The sequence below is a fragment of the Vibrio sp. MOR3 genome (assembly GCF_001557775.1).
Classification (GTDB): domain Bacteria; phylum Pseudomonadota; class Gammaproteobacteria; order Enterobacterales; family Vibrionaceae; genus Vibrio; species Vibrio jasicida.
In genome coordinates this window covers 206619-226966 of the sequence record NZ_LNRD01000010.1, presented here as the reverse complement: position 1 = coordinate 226966, position 20348 = coordinate 206619, and the positions used below count along the sequence as shown (strand labels likewise).

Genomic DNA, 20348 nt, shown 5'->3' with positions numbered 1-20348 from the left:
AGAATAGCTTGGGCGGTGTTGTACCACCGCCAAGCTTTTAAGGCTGTATAGCCATAACCAAGTTTGCAACGCCAATGAACGTGATGACAAAAACGGTCGAACGGCCAGATTAGTAACCTGATACAAAAAATAGCACCTAGTTGCTTTGGGGCTTTTAAGGATAATCTGGCGCGGATATCATCGTGGAGCGGGAAGTTAATGTTCCCAACGTGGACTCCGAATACATTAGCGCAAACCAACTCCGTTATTACTTAATTGTAGTTGCAATAACGGGGCGGACCATACATTTTTCTATCTAAATGGACGATGAATACAGGGATTATCCATGTCTTAGCGCCGCAGAACGACCAAGAATAGACAATGTCGTACCATTATGGAGCAGGGCACTCATGGCTGGGTTTAACCACCCTAGCGCGGCTGCAAGCATGATTCCGCTATTCACGTACTCAGCAATTTTAATATTGGAGTTGATAACATGCATGGCGATGTTAGCAAGTTCGCGCGCTTCTGCTAATCCAGACAAATGGTCACGAAGTAGAACTACGTCCGCGACTTGGCGGGCGAGTTCGGTTCCTCGGCCCATCGCAACACCAACATCTGCCGCAGTGAGTGCTGGAGCATCGTTAACACCATCACCGACAAACATAACAGTGCGACCTTCTGCTTGAAGCGCTTCGACAATAGTCGATTTCTCAGAAGGTACCGCTTCGGCAAAGATACGATCTAGCTTCAGCTCATTGCCAAGGATGCTGGCTTTGAATTGGCTATCACCCGTAATCATGATCAGCTCTTTTACACCAAACTGGCGAAGGGCACTCAGGGTTTCTAGTGCATCTTCACGTAAGTGATCACGCAAGCCAATCATGCCAATTAAGACATTTTGATGAGAGATAAAGATAAGATGGCGACCTTGCGCCTCGTATTTCTTAATCACATCTTCAAATGGCGTGAAGTCGACGTCCTCATGCACTTCTAGGAAGTGACGGCTACCCATGACCAACTCATGTTCGTTCATTGTGCTCTTGAGGCCGTGTGCAATCACGTACTCCACTTCACCATGCTCAATGTGCGGCAGTTGGTTGTGCTTGGCAGCGTTTACCACAGCCTGAGATAGCGGGTGGTTACTGTGCTCTTCTACCGAGGCAGCAATCGCTAGCAAGTCACGTGCAGAGTTCGAGTCGCAGAGGGGAATGACATCCGTTACCTGCATATCACCATGCGTTAGTGTCCCTGTTTTATCGAACACACAAGTGTCGATTTTCACTAACTTCTCAATTGCACTGCCGCCTTTAAACAAGATGCCTTGTTGCGCAGCACGGTACATGATGGACTTGAACGTTACTGGGGTACTCAGTTTCAAGGCACAGGAATAATCGACAAGAAACACCGATGCAACACGGTTGATGTCTTGAGTGAGTGCGAAGACAGCTGCACCAATCCCTAAAGTGATTTTTACACGGCGATTCGCCATGTCTTGTGTGACTTGTTGAATTTCACTTTTTTCACTCAACGAGTCGTAAATCAACTTAGCAATTTTTGCGGTTGTTGCTTCACTTCCGACTTTATCAACACGAACTTGAATAGTGCCTTCATGGACACTAGTACCAGAGTAAACAACCGCGCTCTCTTCACGACGAACAGGCACGTTCTCACCAGTAAGAGACGATTGGTTGATTAACGCCGCGCCTTTTACAATGGTGCCGTCAACAGGAATCGATACGCCAGGAGCCAGTTCGATGATGTCATCAACATTCAGTTCCGTCGAGTTGACTTGAGTGCGGTCTGACCCATCGACACGCCAAACGACCGACTCTTGAGGGCGCATTAAATCAGCCAATAGTTGGTCACTATTACGACTGGTTTTCTGCTCCATGTACTCCCCAAGGCTGATCAAGCTTTGCGTCATCATTGCGGTACGATAATCACCGCGCCAAGCTGATAGACCAACCGCAATCGCATCCAAAACTTCAACCGAGATGTTTTTGTCTTTTAGGTCGCTCACACCTTCAAACAACGTTGGGGCGATTAAGGTAGCCGTTGAAAGTGCGCCCCATTTGTTTGGCAGCAAAGCTGCAGCGATAGTGCCAATCACGTTCATTGCAATATCGCCGCGAGTGAACTTATGTTCCGTTTCTTCTTGCGTTGCGTCGTTTAAATCAAGCTGGTTTAAACGCTCTTCGACAGTTTTTGCTTGCAGCAATTGCGTGTCGTATTCCACGACAACGGAATGGGCAGATTCGTTCACTCGTACCGCACTAATGCCTTGGATCGCCATTAAACTGGTTTCAATCCAAGTACCCACATCTTTGTGATGTCTCAGTGCTGATGCTTTAAAGCGGATTCGACCGGGAAAGTGATGCTTTACCTGAATCGAGATCATTCTTCGCCTTTGTAAAGGTTACGGTAGTATTCCAGCTCTGCTTGGGTGTCTTCCAAACGCTCTTTTAGTTCTTCAACTTCGCCACGAACCGCAGACCACGCTTTTTCACCAGTCGTTGCAACGCCTTGTTGGAACTTTTTATTGGTTAGGAGGTAAGCAACTGCAGCACCTGCAGCCACACCCATAGCAAAATGGGTTTTGGTATTTTGCTTTTTGTAAGGTTGTTCAACTGGTTGTTGTTCAGCCGCTTGGTTTTGTTGTTGCGGATATCCGTAATAAGGGTAGCCGTAGTATGGGTTGTTATTGTTCATTTTTAGAGTCCGAAGCTTGATCCATAAGGTAAAGGCCTGCTGCACCGACGCTGAGAATCGTCAGCATGGAGAGTGCAGGGCGGCCTGCCATTTTTTCTGCCACATAAGTTGTCGCACCAGCGATAGCTGCGGTTTTTAGCGCGGATTTCGCTGCGTTAGTCGCCATTTCATTGGTGTCGATATTGCCAGCTTTGTGCTCTTTCCATTGACTGGCAATCGTTGCACTACCGCCGGCTATAGCACCAACGAGCATAGCGCGATTGGCAGAACTGAGTTTATTGGCTGAATTACTCATGTTCTTTAATTACGGGTTGGCCATCTTCACCTTCGCTTTCTTCGCGAGGCGCTTTTTCTGCTACTTCTTTGATTGCAGGTTCTTCTTTGTGGCGCTCTACAGACTCTTGAAAGCCTTGTTTGCCGGCAGCGTAAGTATCTTTGAAGATCTCGCTACCTGTTGAAACGTTCTCTTTGACTGCGCTTGCTGTATTCACAGCGCCTTCTTTTACGCTCGAACCACCAGATTTCAGCATATCGCCAGCACCTGATACCAAGCCCATTAGTTTGCCGCGCACATTTTCATTGCTAAGTAGAAGTGCTGCTGCAGCGCCTACCATAGCGCCTTTCCAAAACTCTTTATCGTTCATACCGAAAGTTCCTAATATCTCTTTAAACATGCCTGCTTCTTCACCCAGAGCGCCTTCTAGCATTGCCTGAGCCTGCTCGAATAATGGATCGCTCTCTGGTGTTTCAGGAGTCTGTGGTGGTTGTTGAGGTTGAGGTGGGTGTTGCATCATCCCCGGATGTGGCCAGTGTGGAGGCGGTGGCATCATTCCTGGATGGAATTGTGCCCCCATGCCCGGTGGCATTTGGTGGGGATGACAAAATGCAGGATGTGGGAAATGCGGCATCATACCCATTTGATGAGGCATCATCATTGGTGGCATTTCACCGTTTTGCATGCTTGCCATGTAAGCATTTGCCATTTCCTTTTGCATTTCCATCATGGCCTTGAAGTAGGCTTCGTATGGATTTGCATTGTTCAATGAGTCACTCATGAACGTTCTCCATTTAAGTCCAATTGCTCAGCGATCGAATAGCATGCTTGCTCCGCAGCTTGTTCTGAATCCGAAAACAACGCGTCAATCGCCTTAGGGTTGACTGTCATTGGGTCGTATTCGATGACGATGCTTCCCGTCGCATTGTTCAACTTGTAGTTTTTGAACGCAGGAATAGAAGAAATAGCTTTCTCGATGTCGTCACTACGGAATTTGGCAAGGTGCGCTACGATGCCCAGCTTGTATTTGAGTCTTACTCTTCCCGGGATATGGTGGCCAATCGATACCCACTTTCTTAGTTTTAAGGCCTGGTCGACGTACTGTTTCATAAAAAAATTATACGGTAAGCAAAGTGCGATTCATTGGGAAAAACGTTCATGGGACAAACTAATTACAAATGTTTTGCGCTTAATCAATTTCAGTGGTACTGTTGCAAACAGTAATAGTTATCATTTGGATTGGTGCTAGCATGAATACTTACATTCACAAGACAAATCAGCGACTTAGAGTTCGTTCTGACTACATTAAAGATCACCCTAATGAGGTTGCGGAACTGATTTGTCAGTTGGAAGAGATTGATGCCGTACACGAAATTAAGCACAAGCGATACGCAGGTTCGGTCGCTATCAGTTTTGATAGTGAAGAGCTTGATTGTGATAGCCTGATGGAAATTCTAGAAAGTCACCATTGGACGCAGAGTAGCGAAAAACCGTCTTTTGTTGAGAAAGCGATGGTGAGTGGAACGAAGAGTCTCGTTAAAGGATTAACTGGGGTGGCGTTAACCCGAATTGTTGGCCCATCTGTCAGCCGAGTGATCATGAACTTGGCATAAATGACCGCGAAAAATGAATAGCAAAAAGCCTGACGTGATGTCGGGCTTTTTTGATCTAATCTGTGGGTGCTAGCGCGTTAATTTATGCGCTCAACCTAAACTTTTTAGCTGCACATTTACAAATGCCGTTAGAAAGAGCAGGGCATCGTTTGCAAGGTGGTGACTTTAAGGGTAAATGTCCCACTGATTTTACCGAAAATGCAGGTGCTGTATCATTGGCAGATTGCTTAGGTCGTGGCGTTGACGCTTTTTTAGCTGAAGTAGTGAAATCAACCACACCTCCAGCATCGTTAAACCAAGACAACAACGGATTGAGTGGGGCGGCAAGTTCATAAGCCGCGCTCATTGCGGCTTGGTTTGCTACGCCTTTTAGCTCATTAACGAGTTCACTTTGTGATGAGGAAGTGCGGGATTGAGATGTGACAACACTACCTAATGCATTGTTCTTTAATGCACTAAGTTGTTTGTTTGAAGAAGAGGCGACTTTATTAACCGTTTTCTTCTTCAATTTTTTGAGCGCTTTCTTCGCGTTCATTGCAAAACCTCATACGATAACTGCTGATAATTTAGCAGTAATGCGATTAAAAATAAATCTCATTTAAGGTTTGAAAGCGCAATTTTTTACTTTAGTCAGCTTTGTTTCTAAGCAACTAAGTAAGAAGCCTCTAGCAGGTAAGTTTTAGCATCGCCCAACAAAGCAAATTCTTTGTCGATAGCTTTAAAACGTTCATCAATAGAGTCCGTTGCCACAATTTGGCTAAAGGCCTTTACCGAGAAAGTTTCGTTAGACTTAAAAAACTGATGCACGTTTTCCAATTGAACTTTGTGGATGTGCTCCACCTTGCTTAATGCGGTGGTTAGATCTGAAATGTTAATCGACATTGCTGCTCAAGCGCCTTATCTATTGACCATGGGGTCATATGATTGGGTTTTATAGTTTTCGCTAAGGGTATCTCATGCAATGTGTCTCAAATATGATTGAGATCAGGGAGGGAGCATTTATTGTACATATCCGTCGGTAGGCGGGGACATTGGTGCTTATTTGCCGCAGTGACCATGAGACTGACGACATAACTCTTCTAGCCATTTGAGCTGGTATCTTCTCAACCTTTTTGGTGCAAAGTATTTGGTAAGCCAAGTCATGCCACCACGTTGCGTGCTTTCGGTGACAATACTGCAACCGGTTTTGGTTGGTTCCAACACCCACGCGTGATACATATCAACGCCGCCTTTTTTCCCTTTCCAAGCCAAGCGCTGATGCTGTGTGTATTCTACAACCGTACAATGAAAGTCTAGCCAAGAGGCTTTCCAACGAAACATGGTGTTTTTGCACAATGTGCTGTCGCCACTTAGGATCTGCACCATGGTTTTTCCGTCTCGCCACGCAGGCCATTCATGAGCACGAACTAAGTGTTGCCAAACAACCTCGGGAGGTTCAGGGATTTCGATTTGGCTACGTACATGAATATGAGAATGTTTGGGATGATAATAATCCGGCCAGATAACTTCCGATTTGTTCATCTAAGCAACACCTTTGACACTCATTCTCATTAGCTTAGGAGAATCCGGTACGAAATGCCGAAACACTTCGCCCTAAAGTGATTAAAAGTACAAACCAAGACCGATTAAGAAGCCATGCGAGGCGGTATCGTATTCAAAGGTTCCTTCGTTTACGTAATCAACCCAAGTGGATTTGTAAGCGAGGTTAACGTCCGACCAATCATTAATGTGGTAACGCAAACCAAATTGGGTCGCATAGGTAAAGTTGGTGTCTTTACCTAAACCGGCATCCAAGCTGGCATGAAAGCGCCAATCTTTGGTTAGGTCATTGATCCATCGAACACCCATTAGAAAATCAACCCAGTCTTCTTTGATGTTGAGTCTATCCACCAGAATACGGTTATCGTTGCGGTAAACCTTACCCTTGATGTCGTTATCCCACCAACGTAAGCCAAACATGTAATCGATCATGCCGAATGAGTAGGTTTCACGTTGAAATGCTTTTGCTTCGAGAACACCCTGACGGATCTCCAAATCAGCACGATAACTGACATTAGGGAGAATACCTGACAGGTTATTTACGTCACCACTGAGGTCCATAAAACTGTAATCGATGTAGTAACCCCATTTGTTTTGATATACCCCTTCAAGTCTTGCCATAGCGCCAATGTCGAGATGATCCATGATGAACTTTGGATCGACATCGAGACTGGAGGAGAAGTTACCCATGGTGGTATCGCCATTGATATTTAAGGCGAGCATGTAGATCTCGACACTGTGTTGCCAGTTGCTTGATGGGGATTGCGTATCTTCTGCTATTGCGTTTGGTGCCACTGCAAGCGAGGAAATAAGGGCGATAGAAGGGAAGGTCATCTTAGCCATATCAACGTCCGTGTTTGTAATCGTTATTAAATGAATTGCACAAAATTAGCGTAGAGCATGGATTGAAGTAATTCAAAATCTCAGGTTTATGGATAAGTTTCTTTTCAATTCAGCGTGATACCGATTCCCTATGATCGAGCCAAGATCTTTTTTGTAAATAACCCTAGACCGACCGGTTTGTATTGTGTATTCTTTGACCATCGAAGAACGTGGTAACGCGTTCAACATTCAACGTTGATGGAATGATATTTGACGGAGAATCCCAGATGAAAATCGAAAACGTCCTGCTATCTGGTTTGTGTATTTTGGCGCCTTTATTGATGTTTGCTTAAAGACAGGCTGGCGTAGTCAAGCCCCTTTCAAAAATGCATTAATTATGCAACTTGTTTAATTTGTTAATTTAACTACGCTGTATGTGAAACAGCGAATCAGGAGATGTCATGAAAATTCAAAGTATTTTTCTTCTCTTAGCTGCGGCAGGTCTTACCCCAATTGCACTTTCTTATGGTTTTTCACCGGTTGACTCGCTCTCATTTTTATTTGGGATTGATGCATCCTCGGTGAACGTTAGCCACATTTTCCGAGCGGTCATGGGATTGTATTTAGCGCTCGCTATGTTTTGGGTAATGGGGGCGATGAGCACCAAATATCGTCTACCTGCACTGTATAGCTTGGTCATTTTTATGTGGGGCTTAGCGATGGGAAGGCTCTTGAGTTTGCTAGTAGATGGAATGCCGCATTGGTTGTTAGTCGTGTATCTATTTTTGGAGTTCGGCTTTGGCTTGGTGGGGCTGAAGATGACCAGAAAAGAAGAGCAAACAGCATAAGGAAAATCTATGAAAGGGATACTTCGTCGTATAGCGCTAGGGTTAGTGACCAAATAAACACAAAGCCAGCGAAATGCTGGCTTTGTTGTCTTTATCTTGATGGTTTCTCTCGATATATGTGTTGCACTGTGTTTTGCCGAGTATGTGAGAGGTTCTGCTTACTCGTTTAGGAGCTTAACGGTGGTTTGCATCGCATCCTCTAAAATTGCGCGATCCTTTTGCATTGCCGCAAGCAAGGTATAACCCAACCACAAGCTAAACAGTGTTTTTGCTGTTTGTTCCGGTGCGGACAAACAAAGCGTGCCTTCTTGATTGCTGCGCTCAAAGAAAGTCGTCATTTTCTCAATCATTTTCTTAGTGCCGACAGCCATTTCACTTTGCATTTCAGTGTCGTGACCAGAAACTTCACCAGCGAGTTTGACGACCAAGCATTGAATACGAAAGTCTTCGGTCAACTTAACGACGCACCAATCATCAAAGTAAGCTTGCACGCGTTCGCTTGGCGCTTTGGACTCGTCACTCAAAAAGCGTTCGAGACGCTCAAGGTGCGTTTCAAAGTAGTCGTGCAGCAAAATCGCACCAAAGTGTTCTTTTGATTTGAAGTAGTGATAAAACGACCCTTTAGTACCTTCTGCTTCGTTAATGATCTTCATTAAGCCCACACCAGCAAAGCCGTGTTCATTGATCAAATGCAATCCGGCATCGAGCAACGCTTGTCGCATGTCTTTCATTCTTTATCACTCACTAAAAGGGCAGGGTTACAGTGTATCGGGAAAACAAGGGGAGAAAAAGTCGCCCACTCAGAGAACTGAATGGGCGAGGAGTGTTATAGCTGAGCGGCGATTTGATCTGTCAGGTTGTTCAAACCTACCGATAGTGCGTCGACAAGTGCATCGTAGCCTTCATCTTGTAAAGGCATGCTGATTTTGACCGGTGCACTGGTCTTCACTTTGCCGTTAGCATCAACAATGAGCCATTCGCCTTCGATCTCAGCGTTGCCCTCATAACTGCCATTGAACTTGCTCAGTGACAATTGAAGCTTGCTTTCGCCACTCTGGTCGAGCAGGTTATTGACGTCTACCGGCCAGTATTGAGTTTGTTTGCCACGCAGTTCAGCGATCACTCGTTGAGTAATTTGCTCAGAGATACTGTGCGCCCACTGATTATGTTTCGCTTGGATGATCTGGGTCTCTGAAGCGCGATACACTATGCCACTGTCGGCAAGGTAGCTTGCCAATTCAACTGGGCGAACCACAAGTTGTGGACGCTGTGCAATCATGGTGTCGCTTACCTTTGCTGAGCTTGCTTCCGGTAAGACATACAAAGCGCCTGTGTCTTCAGGAGCGCTACTGCAACCTGCCAGAAGGGCAGAAATCAATAAAAGTCCGCGTTTCATTATTTTTGTCCTCTAACTGGGATTGGGTCGTTGACTTCATCTTCGCCAAATACCAATGAATTTGGTTTTTCGTTCAACTGCTTAAGGACTGGTTTGAACTCAGTCATTACTTGTTCTAGCTCTTTCAGCGTCGACTCCATTTCACTGTACATGGTGGAGTTCGGACCGTAGCCATCTAATGTTCTTTGCAGCTGTTCTAGGCTCTTACGAATGTCGGCTGGAATCGCTTTGGTGTCTTCTTGGTTGAGAAGACGATCCACACTGCTCGCAACACGCTCTGCTGAAGCAAGCGTTTTTTCCGAGTTCTTCAACGTCTTGTTCAGTGAGTTCAACGTGTCTTCCATTGGTAAGCTGTTTAGCTTGGTTAGGAAGTCATTCACTTGGCGTTGAACCTGAGCAAAGCCACCTTGTTTGGTTGGGAAGACATCTAAATCTTCAAATTGGCTCGGCACGTAAGGTTCATCATCAGGATAGAAATCCGCATCGATGTACAGCGCACCCGTTAACAAGTTACCCGTTTTCAGCGTACCGCGAAGACCTTTGGCAAACTCTTCTTTTAGCTTCTCTTTGAACCTTGGCAGTTGGCTTGATGGTAAATTTTCATAAACTCGGCCAAGCTCAATACGTACAAGCACTGGGATTTTCTTCGCGGAGAAGTCTTCTTCTGGCGTTGGCATTCGCATAGGCACTTTGATAACGGTACCAATGCGTAAACCACGGTATTCAACCGGTGCTTTAGCTTTCAGACCACGAACAGACTCTTCAAACATCATCACAAACTGAATGTATTCATCGTACATGCCTTCGCGCACTTGTTTAACATCATCGAACAAACGGAAGTGTGTCATGTCTTCTTTAAGCTCATCTCCTGCGCCCATTCCTGGCAGGGTATCGAAGGTTACGCCGCCCGTAATCATGCTTTCTAGTGAACCGAACTTCACCTCAAAGCCTTCTGCATTAAGCTGTAAATCGACACCTGAGCTCAACCAAAAATGAGTTTTGGTACGCACAAGACTGTCATATGGCTTGAAGATAAACAGTTGGTACAAAGCGCGGCGAGTGTCGACATCGAAACTCGTCGTTTCAACTCGACCCACGGTAAAGCCTTTGTAGATCACTGGGTCACCAACGCCAAGTTTTCCGGCTTCGCGGTGTGTCAAAACAATGCGTAGACCTTCTGCGTCAGGGGAAGCGACAGGTGGCACATCGAGAACATCAAAATGCTCTTTTTCGACCTGAGAATTGCCTGGTTGAAGTTGAATGTAGGCACCAGATAACAGGGTTTCTAAACCTGACACGCCCTCACGACCAATACGAGGCTTAACGACCCAGAACATGGAGTCTTCACGCAGCATGCGTTTCGCGTCTTTGTTCATTTGTGCTGTAGCGATGATGTGGTCATAGTCTTTGCTGAGTTTAACGTCAGTAACCACGCCAACTTTTACGTTCAGTGCTTTGATCTCTGTTTTACCGACTTCAATACCTTCTGCTGTTGGTAATTTCAGTGTGATCTCTGGCCCTGTGCTGTTGATGTATTGGAACAGCATCCACGCTCCCATCGCTAACGCAAGGATCGGAATGATCCAAATCGCAGAGACCTGCTTTTGCGGTTTTATTTGAGCGGTTGCCTTGTTCTCATCACTCATATTTGGCTTTCTCATTTAAGTTATTAGTCATTGGCTCCTGCGCTTCGTTTTGTGGTAATTGCCACAACAAACGCGAGTCAAAAATCATTGCAGAGAGCATGGTGAGTATGACCACAGCAGCAAATGAAAGCGCTGCTGGACCAGGGTAAATCGCCATTAGGTTTTGCAACTGCACGAGCGCAACCAAAATCGCGACAACAAAAATATCAATCATTGACCAACGACCGATAAATTCTGTAATTCGGTAGATTTTCAAGCGTGAAATACTTTCTTCAGGAGGCAAGTATTGTGCTTTTTGAGCGTTGAAATACAGCCAAGCGAGTGCCAACATTTTTGCCATTGGGATAAACACACTGGCGAAGAAGATAACCGCTGCAATAGGGTAGGAGCCCAGTTGCCACAGAAGAACCACACCTTCCATGATGGTCGAGCCTTCGGAATGACCGAGGCTCACTGTGTACATCATTGGATAAAGGTTCGCAGGAATGTAGAAAATGATTGCCGCAAAAAGTAAGGCCCATGCTTTCTGCATGCTGTCTGTAGGGTTGTATTTGTGTATTGGGCTATCACAACGAAGACACTTTTGATGTTTTTTGTCTTCAATAGGGTTGAGTTGATGACAGGTGTGACAACCAATGTGGTTTTCATTGTGGTGCGTATCACCTTCTTTCACATTTGGCAGTTCAATCGCAGGAATGAAGTGTCCCCACAGCCAGCTCTTATCGACCATTGAAATACATTTCACGACCAGCACGGTGTAAACACAGAATGCCCAAAATGAACTACCCATGCCAATCTCAGCCAATGAGGCGATTTTAATTAAGCTCACTAAGACACCGATCAGGAACACATCGACCATCAACCATGGTTCAACACGGAATAAGATCCGGCATAGGGTTTTCGCCATGCGAATCTGCTTCTTACCTAATGGATGCTTGAGTGACTTCAAGGCTTCAAGGTGTAAAAACAGAATTAATCCGACGTAGATTGCGGGCAGCACCACGACGGTCGCCAGAAGCAAAGCCCCGAGTAATGCGTTATGAAACTCGGCTAGCATCTTAGCGGCATGCATCAAGGTAATCTCTTGAGATAAGCCTTGAACACTGAATGACATAAACGGGAATGAGACACTTAAAACTAAGGTGATCAAGCAAGCCACCGATACAGCAATGACGCTTTGATACGGTTTCGCGTTCACTTTGGTAAGCGAATGTTCGCAACGAGGACACTGCGCTTTTTGACCTTGCTCGATATCTGGGATACGAACGACCAAGCCGCACTCCTCACAGGAGACTAATTGACGTGAATTGGGTTGAATGCTCATTCAGTTATTATTTCGTACTTTTAATCACTAAGAATAACCCTTTTTCAAGATATGCGCTTGTTTTTGCGGGGATGTTTTACAAGCTTCTTACCTGTTTAATAGAAAAAACCAGCCGGTGAGGCTGGTTTGAGGTTATTTGATATTGCCAACAGAAGCACGTCTGACCAGAATTGGCATGAACAATTTGTGTTCTGTGCGTTCGGCTTCTTCGTTATTTACTAACTGAAGTGAGAGTTTGACCGCTTCATTTGCCATGACTTGAATTGGGTAACGAATGGTCGTTAGGCGAGGGTAAATGTAGCGTGCGATATGGCCATCATCGAATCCAATCACCGACATGTCTTCAGGAATACGGATGCCGTTTTCTTGCAGTAACGTCATGCAACCTGCGGCCATATAGTCATTGTAGGTAGCAACAGCAGTGATGGGCGTGTTCTTCGCCATCAGGTTTACCATGCCTTGCTCACCGCCGGTTTCGTCTGGCTCGCCGTATTCGATGTATTCTTCACGAATCTTGATGCCGTTATCTCGCAGAGCATCAAGATAGCCGTCGCGGCGATCGCGTGCATCTTCAATATCATGACCTGAGCAGATATAGCCGATGTGTTCGTGTCCATTGCGAATCAAATGCTCAGTGGCAATGTAAGAGCCTTTTCGGTTATCCAACGCAATACAGCGTGAAGCGATGTCTGGCACGATACGGTTGATCAACACCATACCCGGAATTTCATTGGCGAGCGTGGCTAACTCGGCATCTGTCATGCCTTTGCTATGCACGACCAAAGATTCACAGCGGCTGTTGATCAGCAAGTTGATCGCGTTGCGCTCTTTCACGGCATCATGATAGCCACTGCCAATCAGAAGCTGTTTCTCTTGCTCACTGGCAATGGTGTCGATGGCTTTGACCATGGTGCCAAAAAAGGGCGCAGAAACGTCGTTCACCAATACCCCAATCGCGTTGGACGATTTACTGACCAGTGCGCGCGCATTGGCGTTTGGGCGATAGCCTAGTTTCGTCATTGCTTCTTTGACGGCGACAATCGCGGATTCACTGGTGTGTGGGGCGTTATTGATGACGCGAGAGGCGGTTGCAATGGATACGCCAGCTTCTTTTGCGACGTCTTTGATGGTAGCCATAGGGAACTCAGGATCTGAAATTTGCTTCATTTAACAATGCACAGCGGATGAACTCAAACACCCAATTGAGAATAGTGGCGGTGTATCAAGGTTTTAAAACAAAAAAGCGTGCTCAGGTGAACACGCTTTTAGTCGAATTGAAGTTACGCCTCAATCTACCGTAGTTGGTGGGAAGGCTTTACTGCCTAAAATATGACCATTCACCTCTTTGCCGTAGTACCCTTGGTGGTTGTGGTACTTCGCTGCATTTGCTTGCAAATCACCTTTGTAGCGAGGGTCTTGTGGTCGTTCATGGCTGTTGACATAAGCCGCGACATCCCATGCATCTTGTTTACTCAATTGAACGCTTTTGCCCAAAGGCATGTTCTCGTAGATGAAATAAGCCGCAGTGTTGATTCGGTGCATGCCTGCACCCCAGTTGTAAGCGTATTCGCCCCACAAAGGTGGAATGTAAGAGCGGCCGTTTTCATCGTGAATACCTTGACCACTTTCTCCATGACAGGCCGCGCAGTTATCAACGTAAACTTGCGCGCCACGCTCTGGTGAAGGATCAAGCTCTGGATTGTCAATTTTTGGGTAGCCACGGCCTGCTAGGTTGCCACGTTTATCTGTAGGCAAAGCGTTAGCGATTTTTTCTGGCAACGGAAAGTCTTCTGCCTTACCGCCCGTCAATAATTGTTCAGTGCTGATGGCAGGAACTGGCTCATCTTGCATACCGTATTGGTCCAATAAGCCTCCCATTGCTAACCAGTAGGCATAAGCGCTGAGCGCCTCTAGTTCTTTTGAGTCTTTTGCTGGTGGCTTACCATTCATCGAATAGGTGAAACAGCCTTGAATGCGGTCGGCGTAACTGTTTACTTTGTCGTTCTTTTTGCGATAAGCAGGGTAGGCCATATAAGCCGCCCAAAGTGGTGCTGCGTTAGCTTTACGTCCGGCTTCCATATGGCAATTCACACAGTTTTGCTCGTTACCCACATAACGTCCACGCATTTGCTGCGAGTTCACAAACAGTGAGTAGCCGTATTTCACTTTCTGACCAAACTCGTCGTTTTCGATGGTGCTCAAATCGCGAGGTTTAAGGTATTGCGTATCAGCGTGCTTTTGTACCGCTGGTAATTCGGTTTGGCGATCTGGCAGTTCATGGTTTGCTGCATCACTGGCGTGTACAAGGGTAGAGATGCTTGCAAGCAGTAGGGAGTAAATCAGTTTCATTTCGACTCCTCATAACGCAAAGAAGCGAAGTAGTAAGACAAGTTTTCGATTTCTTTATCGGTGAGCTTTTTCGCAATGCTGCCCATCATATTGAGCGGATCACCGCTGCGTGTGCCGTTCTTCCAAGCATGAAGTTGGTTTTGTAAGTAATCGGCTTGTTGGCTCGCAAGGCGCGGGAATTTGTCTACACCTATACCACTTGCGCCGTGGCAAGTTGAACAAGCGGGAATGTTTCTATCCCAGTCTCCTTGATAAACCAGTTTACGATAGGGGTTGCTGATATCGGCTTGGTCACCGCGCTGCTCAAGGTCGGTAAATTCCCAAGTCGGTAATTGAGCAAAATATTGCATAACTTCTGCACGAAGTGTTGGGTCGCTAAGCTCATCGGCCATGCCTTTCATGATGACATTGTGGCGTTTATCGCTTGAGAAGAGTTCGAGCTGGCTTTCCATATAGCCGGCATTCAGTCCGGCAAGCATAGGTGCGATACCTGCTTGGCCTTTACCGTCGACACCATGGCATCCGGTACAGATCTCACCGTGTTCGGGGAGTGGTGCAGAATAGGCTGCGAAAGAGGCGGCACTCAAGCAAAGCGCAGCCAAAGATAAGTTACGAAACATGCTGACTCACATTTGATTATTATTTGAGCGCATTATTGTGAGTATTGTTATTAGTTGTGGCTATTGTGGAAATCCACATAAATCTTGTGGAGAGGCATTGCGGCTTGCTGCAGAAATAAAAAAGGCTTCCACCCTAAAAGGGAAGAAGCCTAACAAATGAATGGTGGCTGAATCCGCTACGCTTTGCGAATCTTCGCTGGCAGAGATTGACGTGCCGCTGCACCAACCACCCAATCCAACATCACGCCTTTACCTTCCCGAGTAGGGTCAATCAAACCTACGTCGTTGATGTTGACGCCATCATGACCGCTGGTTTTCACTGGTTGTTGTTTATCACCAATCCAGTGCGCACGCTGACCTAGCTCTGTGTGGCCAAAGCCATGTTCAAAACCGAGCGTCCCTTGGCGAATACCAGACATGACCATTGCAAGTGCGGTAGTGTTGGCTCCCGGTGTTTCAATCACGAAATGGTCGCCAGTTTGAATGCCAACCGCAGCGGCATCCGTTGGATGGATATAGACAGGGTTAACACCTTTAATCGAGTTTAAGCGTGGTGATAAGTTGGATACTGCGCTGTGAATGTTCGATTTAAAGTTGGTCAGACTAAATGGCCACTCGGTTTTCGGGTACTGAGTCTCAAGTGGCGTGCCATCTGCGAGCTTTTGTGGATGCCAAGTCGGACAGCCACTGTAGAACTCGCCTGTCATGGTGTTTCTTGCGCTGCCAACACGCTCGTTCCAAATCGCGACTGGACGCGTCCACTTGTACTTCATTTGCTCGCCTTTGTAGGCTTCTGTAGCGTTTTCAAAGCGACCACCACGAGCAAAAATGTATGCCACGCGCTTCATCTCATCTGGTGTTAGTGCTTTTTGCATGCTTGGCAATAGACGCTCAAGACCAGACCAAGCAATGTCCTCTGCGCTCACTTCCGGAACGCCACCTTTCACGTAGGCAAGGTTGGCTGCTGAGCGAAGATAGAAGTCTTCAGCAGAGTGAATACCGTGTAAACGACCTTGCGTGTCTTTGATGGCGCTGTCACCAAAGCCGCCTAGCTGCATCTTTTTGGCGATATCAATCAGGAAGTTCTCGAGACAAATACTGCGACCATCGGCGGTTTTTTCTGTGCGAGCTTCCACGATTGGCCAGCGAGCCGTCACTGCTTTTACTGGAACATCATGCCAAGGTGATGCCATGCCCCAGCTTTCGTAAGTGACAGTATCTGGCACGATGTAGTCCGATAGTGCCGTTGTCTCGTTGATGAAGGCATCGACAGAAACAATCAAACCGAGCTGCTTTGGATCTTTTAGCTTGTCTTCAAGTAGCGTTTTTAAACCCGGCACGCCATAGATAGGGTTCGCCATGTGGTTGATCCACGCTTTCACTCGGTATGGATAACCATCGATCGCCGCCGAGAGATGCTCGGTAAGTAAAGGCGCTGCAAACGGATACCAAGGAGCACGAGTAGGGTAAGGCGATTCGCCTGCCTCCACGCGACGTTTGTATTCGCTTGTTTTCTGGTAAGGGAATTTGCTGCGTGAAAGGAACACACCTTTTGGTCCCACTTTGCCTTCAAATTGAGTGAAGTCGTAACGAGGGCCTGCGGCAGATGTCGGATAACCGCCTGCTTTCGCCATTGCGCCGCCTTTCATGTTGATATTACCAATCAGAGCATTGAGCATCATGATGGTGAAGGCGTTGTAGAAGCCGTTGGTGTGCATGTTGCCGCCATGAGTATCGACAACCGCTTTAGTGCCATGACTGGTAAAGCGTTTTGCTAGCGCGATGATTTGATCCACTGGGATCTCACATTGTTCGCTGTAGAAGTCCAGATCGTATTTAAACGCTTCCTCTTTCAAACGTTGCAAGGATGACTTAACGCGAACGACACCTGATGTCAGCTCTACATCTTGGTCGACAAACAACGATGCTTCACCCGCCTGCTTGTGTACGCTCAACTCGCCGCTTTGCGCATCGACAATCACGTATGGATCTGTCTCTGACAGTGCTTCCCCTTCAAATGGCATGCCCATTTCAGATGCACGTAAGAATTGCCCGTGACGTGGGTGAGATTCATCGCTGATCACAAGGTGAGTGGCATTGCACCAATGTGCCGTGCCCGCTCTTTGCATCGCCGTTGCTCCTGGTTGAGCAAGGAAGGTTTTGTTGTAGCGTTCGTTGGCGATGATCCACTGAATCATGCCAAGAACCAAGGCTGAATCGGTGCCCGGTTTAATTGGCATCCAATGGTTATTATCGCCCGCTGCAAGGCTGGATGAACCTGCTGGCAAGCTCGGCGTGATAATGGTGTATTCCAGTTTGCCTTCGGTGCGCGCTTTGGCTAGCTGACGAGCCTGACGTTTGAACGGGTTCCCCGCTTGTGCTGGTGACATGCCAATAAAAATAACGTATTCGGCATTATCGAAGTCTGGCTTTAAGTGGGCGTTCTTATCCAAATCGTTCATGAACGCGCCGCTGCCTGCACGGAAAGCGTAGCCACAGTAAGAACCATGGTGGCCAAAGTTACGCGTACCAAAACTGTTAAAAGCAAAACGCTTGAAGATATCGTCACGGCCTTCGTTACCGGCGTTGGTCATCAACAGTTGGTTGGCTTTCGGGCCGTATTCTGGGTTTTGCGGATCAACGGGCGTCGTGAGGTCACGAATGTCTTTCAAACCTTCAACATGACCTTCGCCAAACAGATCACCACCGTTGACGACTTCGTCCACCAATTGCTCGTAGCTGATCGGTTCCCATTTGCCTTCACCACGTTTGCCCACACGCTTAAGTGGTTGGGTAATGCGATAAGGGCTATTACGGATTTCCATCATGCCGTTACCGCGAGCACACGCTGTGGAGCGGCCTTCTAAACCGTTTTCCCTCGCCAAGCTCAAGTAAGCGTCTTTTACAGGCGTCTCAAATGGAATGTGTTGCTGATGTGATAACGGATGGTATGGGTTGCCCGAAATGCGCAGGATCTCGTCGTTACGATTGTCGATACGAACGCGCAAACCACATAGGCTCCAACAACCAAAACACATTGATGGCGCAACACGCTGATTTGGGTTCGGGATTAAGTTGCCCTTGTCGTTCACCTTATATTCTGGCTCCAGTGAGTTGCCGTGGTGAATATCACGGGTTTTCTCACCCGCAGTGCCGTGAATAGCACCTTCTACCATGTGTTTGGTGGTGGTTGCGTAGCCTGCAGCAAAGGCTCCAAGCCCGCCCACTGCAAGGCCAGATTTCAAAAACTGACGGCGTTTGTTATCCATAATGAAATCCTCTTAGATCAGTGTTGAGTTAGGGTTGAAGGTGCCGATTCACGCTTTGGTTGAATCAGTTCGGAACCAAGTAATGCCAGCGCAATCCACAGGCCAAACATGCCGATGATGCCGAGCAGACCATTACTGCCAATCGGCAAGTCATATGGATATGGGCCAACATCGAACTTAGCGATGGTTTGTACTTCCATCATGGTGATCCAACGAACCGTCCACGCTGTGGTCAGTGCCATCCCAGACATGAATAACACTCGAATGAAGTGACGGTTGGTATCGCGCAGCGTAAACAGTGCAAGCAGCACGCTACCCAGCAGCAAAGACGTTAGTAAGGCGATGTGCTGTACCCATAATGGAGAAGCGTAAAGGGATGAGCTGGCATTGTTAGAAGCCCAGATAGGAATCAACAACAGCGATAATGCGCCGCTAATTGCGGTCGTCTGACACAGTAAACGAGTATCTCCGAAGGTCAGGCGGTCCGACTTCGATGGAATCAAAAGCCAAGTAAGTAGGGTAAAGCCGACCGCGCCAATAAACGCAGTCACAAACCAAAGCACAGGCGATGCAGGTTGATGCCACAACGAACGAGATTTCACGATCGCAATCTCTGCGCCAGTGTAAAGCGCGATGGTGAGGCCAGATAAGACCGTCACAATCGATGCTGCCATCATCAGTTTACGGCTGGTTTTCCAACGGCCTAGCGAGAGCTTTGCAAGTAGCGGAAATACCTTACCCGGTTGGTTCTCTAGGTTGATCAAATCATTACGCAGATATAACCATGCCGTTGCCACAGCCAAGCCAGAGAACAGAGGTAAGAACAACGAACCTAATGACATCCAAGACCATGGCGTTAGGTGTGCGTAGAAATGCCAAGCACGTCCCGGCTGGTGGAGATCGCCTGTTAACGCGAGCGGACCAACGATCGCGCCAATCGCCAAAGTCAGCACCAAGGCGGCGCGCAGACGATGGCTGGTGTGAGATTCAAACAACAGCGCGATTAAGAACAAAATAGCCGCCGCATAAGCTGAGCCGATGTAGAAGAAATATTGTACTGCCCACGAAAGCCAAGCGATGGCCTGAGGCTGTACCAGCACTTCGGTTATGTTCATGCTTTTTCTCCTTGTGGATCGTAAATCGCAGGCTGACCTTCAATGTGTTGAGTGAAGCGTTCATTCATGCCGATGTAGAACACGTGAGGTTTGGTACCTTCGTTTGGTTTTAGCACCTTGATGTCGTCTTGGTGCTGTGTCATCAGGCGGTGAACTTCGCTGTTCGGATCGTTGATGTCACCAATCACGCGAGCACCACCGACGCACGTTTCCACGCAAGCTGGCAGCAAACCTTCTTCAAGGCGATGTGCGCAGAAAGTACATTTGTCCGCAGTGAGGGTCTCTTCGTTGATGAAGCGCGCATCGTAAGGACAAGCCTGAACGCAGTAAGCACACGCCACGCAGCGACTGTTATCGACCATCACGATGCCGTCTTCTCGTTGGAAGGTGGCTTGCACCGGACAAACGGCCACACACGGCGGGTTATCACAGTGGTTACACAAGCGTGGCAGCATGAAAGACTTCACTTCTTCCGTTGCGGTTGAGCCATCATCGAGGGTGACTTCATACTGTTTTACTGTGGTTCGGAACTGGCCAATAGGGGCTTGGTTCTCGATGCTGCAACCGACAGTACAAGCCTGACAGCCAACACATTTACGCAAATCGACAACCATGGCGTAGCGTTTACCGACTTGGCCCTTGCGGTCGGGTTCATTGTTGTTTCTGATCACTGTGCCTGCTGTGGCTGTGCCAATTCCGGCGATCGGAATCAGCGCAGCGCCTGCGGTAACGGCACTGAGAAAACGGCGTTTGGTGGAATCCATAACTCACCTGCTAAGATTGATTAGAGTTTGTTTTCATTGTCAGAATTGCAGTCCTTTGCCGATATAGTGGATTTCCAC

The 20348-nt window shown here is 47.2% G+C and carries 21 protein-coding genes; 2 read left to right on the top strand and 19 right to left on the bottom strand.

Annotated elements, in window-relative coordinates:
* Positions 1-319: 319 nt before the first annotated feature.
* The 5 genes from ATB76_RS18885 to ATB76_RS18865 are packed head-to-tail and all read right to left on the bottom strand — an operon-like array spanning position 320 to position 4075.
* Positions 320-2380: a heavy metal translocating P-type ATPase gene (locus tag ATB76_RS18885; RefSeq protein WP_061035929.1), complete on the bottom strand. Its 2061-nt coding sequence runs from the start codon at positions 2378-2380 to the stop codon at positions 320-322.
* Positions 2377-2691 (bottom strand): hypothetical protein, encoded by a 315-nt coding sequence (locus ATB76_RS18880; RefSeq protein ID WP_038870537.1) that lies wholly within the window; start codon positions 2689-2691, stop codon positions 2377-2379. Before ATB76_RS18880 ends, ATB76_RS18885 begins: the two co-directional genes overlap by 4 nt.
* Positions 2681-2986: a magnetosome protein MamC gene (locus ATB76_RS18875; RefSeq protein WP_020197179.1), complete on the bottom strand. Its 306-nt coding sequence runs from the start codon at positions 2984-2986 to the stop codon at positions 2681-2683. The genes ATB76_RS18880 and ATB76_RS18875 overlap by 11 nt, the downstream gene beginning before the upstream one ends.
* Positions 2979-3746 (bottom strand): YtxH domain-containing protein, encoded by a 768-nt coding sequence (locus ATB76_RS18870; protein ID WP_038870539.1) that lies wholly within the window; start codon positions 3744-3746, stop codon positions 2979-2981. The genes ATB76_RS18875 and ATB76_RS18870 overlap by 8 nt, the downstream gene beginning before the upstream one ends.
* On the bottom strand, positions 3743-4075 hold the full coding sequence (locus ATB76_RS18865) for an HMA2 domain-containing protein (protein WP_081094942.1): 333 nt from the start codon (positions 4073-4075) through the stop codon (positions 3743-3745). The genes ATB76_RS18870 and ATB76_RS18865 overlap by 4 nt, the downstream gene beginning before the upstream one ends.
* A gap of 140 nt (positions 4076-4215) precedes the next feature.
* Between ATB76_RS18865 and ATB76_RS18860 the strand changes: the two genes are divergently transcribed.
* Positions 4216-4578: an HMA2 domain-containing protein gene (locus ATB76_RS18860; protein ID WP_020197182.1), complete on the top strand. Its 363-nt coding sequence runs from the start codon at positions 4216-4218 to the stop codon at positions 4576-4578.
* An 82-nt stretch (positions 4579-4660) separates the two neighbouring features.
* Here ATB76_RS18860 and ATB76_RS18855 read toward each other — a convergent pair whose 3' ends face one another.
* The 4 genes from ATB76_RS18855 to ATB76_RS18840 form a co-directional block, all read right to left on the bottom strand.
* Positions 4661-5113: a hypothetical protein gene (locus ATB76_RS18855; protein WP_038870540.1), complete on the bottom strand. Its 453-nt coding sequence runs from the start codon at positions 5111-5113 to the stop codon at positions 4661-4663.
* Between the two features lie 107 nt (positions 5114-5220).
* Positions 5221-5460 (bottom strand): hypothetical protein, encoded by a 240-nt coding sequence (locus ATB76_RS18850; RefSeq protein ID WP_020197184.1) that lies wholly within the window; start codon positions 5458-5460, stop codon positions 5221-5223.
* A gap of 156 nt (positions 5461-5616) precedes the next feature.
* Entirely contained in the window at positions 5617-6099 is a 483-nt protein-coding gene (locus tag ATB76_RS18845; protein WP_054756739.1) for an SRPBCC domain-containing protein, read from the bottom strand.
* An 81-nt stretch (positions 6100-6180) separates the two neighbouring features.
* Positions 6181-6960: a hypothetical protein gene (locus ATB76_RS18840; RefSeq protein WP_042602479.1), complete on the bottom strand. Its 780-nt coding sequence runs from the start codon at positions 6958-6960 to the stop codon at positions 6181-6183.
* Between the two features lie 440 nt (positions 6961-7400).
* On the opposite strand from ATB76_RS18840, the gene ATB76_RS18835 reads away from it, so the two are divergent.
* The gene (locus ATB76_RS18835) at positions 7401-7787 is read left to right on the top strand and encodes a DUF4345 domain-containing protein (RefSeq protein ID WP_061035928.1); all 387 of its coding nucleotides are present in this window, start codon (positions 7401-7403) and stop codon (positions 7785-7787) included.
* Positions 7788-7945: 158 nt separating this feature from the next.
* On the opposite strand, the gene ATB76_RS18830 is transcribed toward ATB76_RS18835, so the two are convergent.
* The 10 genes from ATB76_RS18830 to dsrO form a co-directional block, all read right to left on the bottom strand.
* On the bottom strand, positions 7946-8518 hold the full coding sequence (locus ATB76_RS18830; protein ID WP_061035927.1) for a TetR/AcrR family transcriptional regulator: 573 nt from the start codon (positions 8516-8518) through the stop codon (positions 7946-7948).
* A gap of 95 nt (positions 8519-8613) precedes the next feature.
* Positions 8614-9183, bottom strand: a complete 570-nt coding sequence (locus tag ATB76_RS18825) for an ABC-type transport auxiliary lipoprotein family protein (protein ID WP_039975293.1) — start codon at positions 9181-9183, stop codon at positions 8614-8616.
* Positions 9183-10829 (bottom strand): intermembrane transport protein PqiB, encoded by a 1647-nt coding sequence (gene pqiB, locus ATB76_RS18820; RefSeq protein WP_042602481.1) that lies wholly within the window; start codon positions 10827-10829, stop codon positions 9183-9185. The genes ATB76_RS18825 and pqiB overlap by 1 nt, the downstream gene beginning before the upstream one ends.
* Positions 10822-12153 carry a paraquat-inducible protein A gene (locus tag ATB76_RS18815; protein ID WP_038880656.1) on the bottom strand — a complete coding sequence of 444 codons (1332 nt, stop codon included), beginning with the start codon at positions 12151-12153 and terminating at the stop codon, positions 10822-10824. The genes pqiB and ATB76_RS18815 overlap by 8 nt, the downstream gene beginning before the upstream one ends.
* Positions 12154-12285: 132 nt before the next feature.
* Positions 12286-13290 (bottom strand): substrate-binding domain-containing protein, encoded by a 1005-nt coding sequence (locus tag ATB76_RS18810; protein ID WP_061035934.1) that lies wholly within the window; start codon positions 13288-13290, stop codon positions 12286-12288.
* Between the two features lie 150 nt (positions 13291-13440).
* The gene (locus ATB76_RS18805; RefSeq protein ID WP_081094941.1) at positions 13441-14502 is read right to left on the bottom strand and encodes a c-type cytochrome; all 1062 of its coding nucleotides are present in this window, start codon (positions 14500-14502) and stop codon (positions 13441-13443) included.
* Positions 14499-15122: a c-type cytochrome gene (locus tag ATB76_RS18800; protein ID WP_061035926.1), complete on the bottom strand. Its 624-nt coding sequence runs from the start codon at positions 15120-15122 to the stop codon at positions 14499-14501. The genes ATB76_RS18805 and ATB76_RS18800 overlap by 4 nt, the downstream gene beginning before the upstream one ends.
* Positions 15123-15298: 176 nt before the next feature.
* Positions 15299-18391 carry a tetrathionate reductase subunit A gene (locus ATB76_RS18795; RefSeq protein WP_061035925.1) on the bottom strand — a complete coding sequence of 1031 codons (3093 nt, stop codon included), beginning with the start codon at positions 18389-18391 and terminating at the stop codon, positions 15299-15301.
* 17 nt (positions 18392-18408) lie between these two features.
* Positions 18409-19506 carry an NrfD/PsrC family molybdoenzyme membrane anchor subunit gene (gene nrfD / locus ATB76_RS18790; RefSeq protein WP_061035924.1) on the bottom strand — a complete coding sequence of 366 codons (1098 nt, stop codon included), beginning with the start codon at positions 19504-19506 and terminating at the stop codon, positions 18409-18411.
* Positions 19503-20270: a sulfate reduction electron transfer complex DsrMKJOP subunit DsrO gene (dsrO, locus tag ATB76_RS18785; RefSeq protein WP_061035923.1), complete on the bottom strand. Its 768-nt coding sequence runs from the start codon at positions 20268-20270 to the stop codon at positions 19503-19505. The genes nrfD and dsrO overlap by 4 nt, the downstream gene beginning before the upstream one ends.
* Positions 20271-20348 lie beyond the last annotated feature (78 nt).

Bases quoted from the DNA above. Each gene is read 5' to 3' on its own strand.
- ATB76_RS18840 (WP_042602479.1), bottom strand. From the start codon at position 6,960: ATGGCTAAGATGACCTTCCCTTCTATCGCCCTTATTTCCTCGCTTGCA.
- ATB76_RS18875 (WP_020197179.1), bottom strand. From the start codon at position 2,986: ATGAGTAATTCAGCCAATAAACTCAGTTCTGCCAATCGCGCTATGCTC.
- ATB76_RS18810 (WP_061035934.1), bottom strand. From the start codon at position 13,290: ATGGCTACCATCAAAGACGTCGCAAAAGAAGCTGGCGTATCCATTGCA.
- ATB76_RS18865 (WP_081094942.1), bottom strand. From the start codon at position 4,075: ATGAAACAGTACGTCGACCAGGCCTTAAAACTAAGAAAGTGGGTATCG.
- ATB76_RS18855 (WP_038870540.1), bottom strand. From the start codon at position 5,113: ATGAACGCGAAGAAAGCGCTCAAAAAATTGAAGAAGAAAACGGTTAAT.
- ATB76_RS18825 (WP_039975293.1), bottom strand. From the start codon at position 9,183: ATGAAACGCGGACTTTTATTGATTTCTGCCCTTCTGGCAGGTTGCAGT.
- ATB76_RS18800 (WP_061035926.1), bottom strand. From the start codon at position 15,122: ATGTTTCGTAACTTATCTTTGGCTGCGCTTTGCTTGAGTGCCGCCTCT.
- ATB76_RS18830 (WP_061035927.1), bottom strand. From the start codon at position 8,518: ATGAAAGACATGCGACAAGCGTTGCTCGATGCCGGATTGCATTTGATC.
- ATB76_RS18795 (WP_061035925.1), bottom strand. From the start codon at position 18,391: ATGGATAACAAACGCCGTCAGTTTTTGAAATCTGGCCTTGCAGTGGGC.
- ATB76_RS18850 (WP_020197184.1), bottom strand. From the start codon at position 5,460: ATGTCGATTAACATTTCAGATCTAACCACCGCATTAAGCAAGGTGGAG.
- ATB76_RS18815 (WP_038880656.1), bottom strand. From the start codon at position 12,153: ATGAGCATTCAACCCAATTCACGTCAATTAGTCTCCTGTGAGGAGTGC.
- ATB76_RS18860 (WP_020197182.1), top strand. From the start codon at position 4,216: ATGAATACTTACATTCACAAGACAAATCAGCGACTTAGAGTTCGTTCT.
- ATB76_RS18885 (WP_061035929.1), bottom strand. From the start codon at position 2,380: ATGATCTCGATTCAGGTAAAGCATCACTTTCCCGGTCGAATCCGCTTT.
- dsrO (WP_061035923.1), bottom strand. From the start codon at position 20,270: ATGGATTCCACCAAACGCCGTTTTCTCAGTGCCGTTACCGCAGGCGCT.
- nrfD (WP_061035924.1), bottom strand. From the start codon at position 19,506: ATGAACATAACCGAAGTGCTGGTACAGCCTCAGGCCATCGCTTGGCTT.
- ATB76_RS18870 (WP_038870539.1), bottom strand. From the start codon at position 3,746: ATGAGTGACTCATTGAACAATGCAAATCCATACGAAGCCTACTTCAAG.
- ATB76_RS18835 (WP_061035928.1), top strand. From the start codon at position 7,401: ATGAAAATTCAAAGTATTTTTCTTCTCTTAGCTGCGGCAGGTCTTACC.
- ATB76_RS18880 (WP_038870537.1), bottom strand. From the start codon at position 2,691: ATGAACAATAACAACCCATACTACGGCTACCCTTATTACGGATATCCG.
- pqiB (WP_042602481.1), bottom strand. From the start codon at position 10,829: ATGAGTGATGAGAACAAGGCAACCGCTCAAATAAAACCGCAAAAGCAG.
- ATB76_RS18845 (WP_054756739.1), bottom strand. From the start codon at position 6,099: ATGAACAAATCGGAAGTTATCTGGCCGGATTATTATCATCCCAAACAT.
- ATB76_RS18805 (WP_081094941.1), bottom strand. From the start codon at position 14,502: ATGAAACTGATTTACTCCCTACTGCTTGCAAGCATCTCTACCCTTGTA.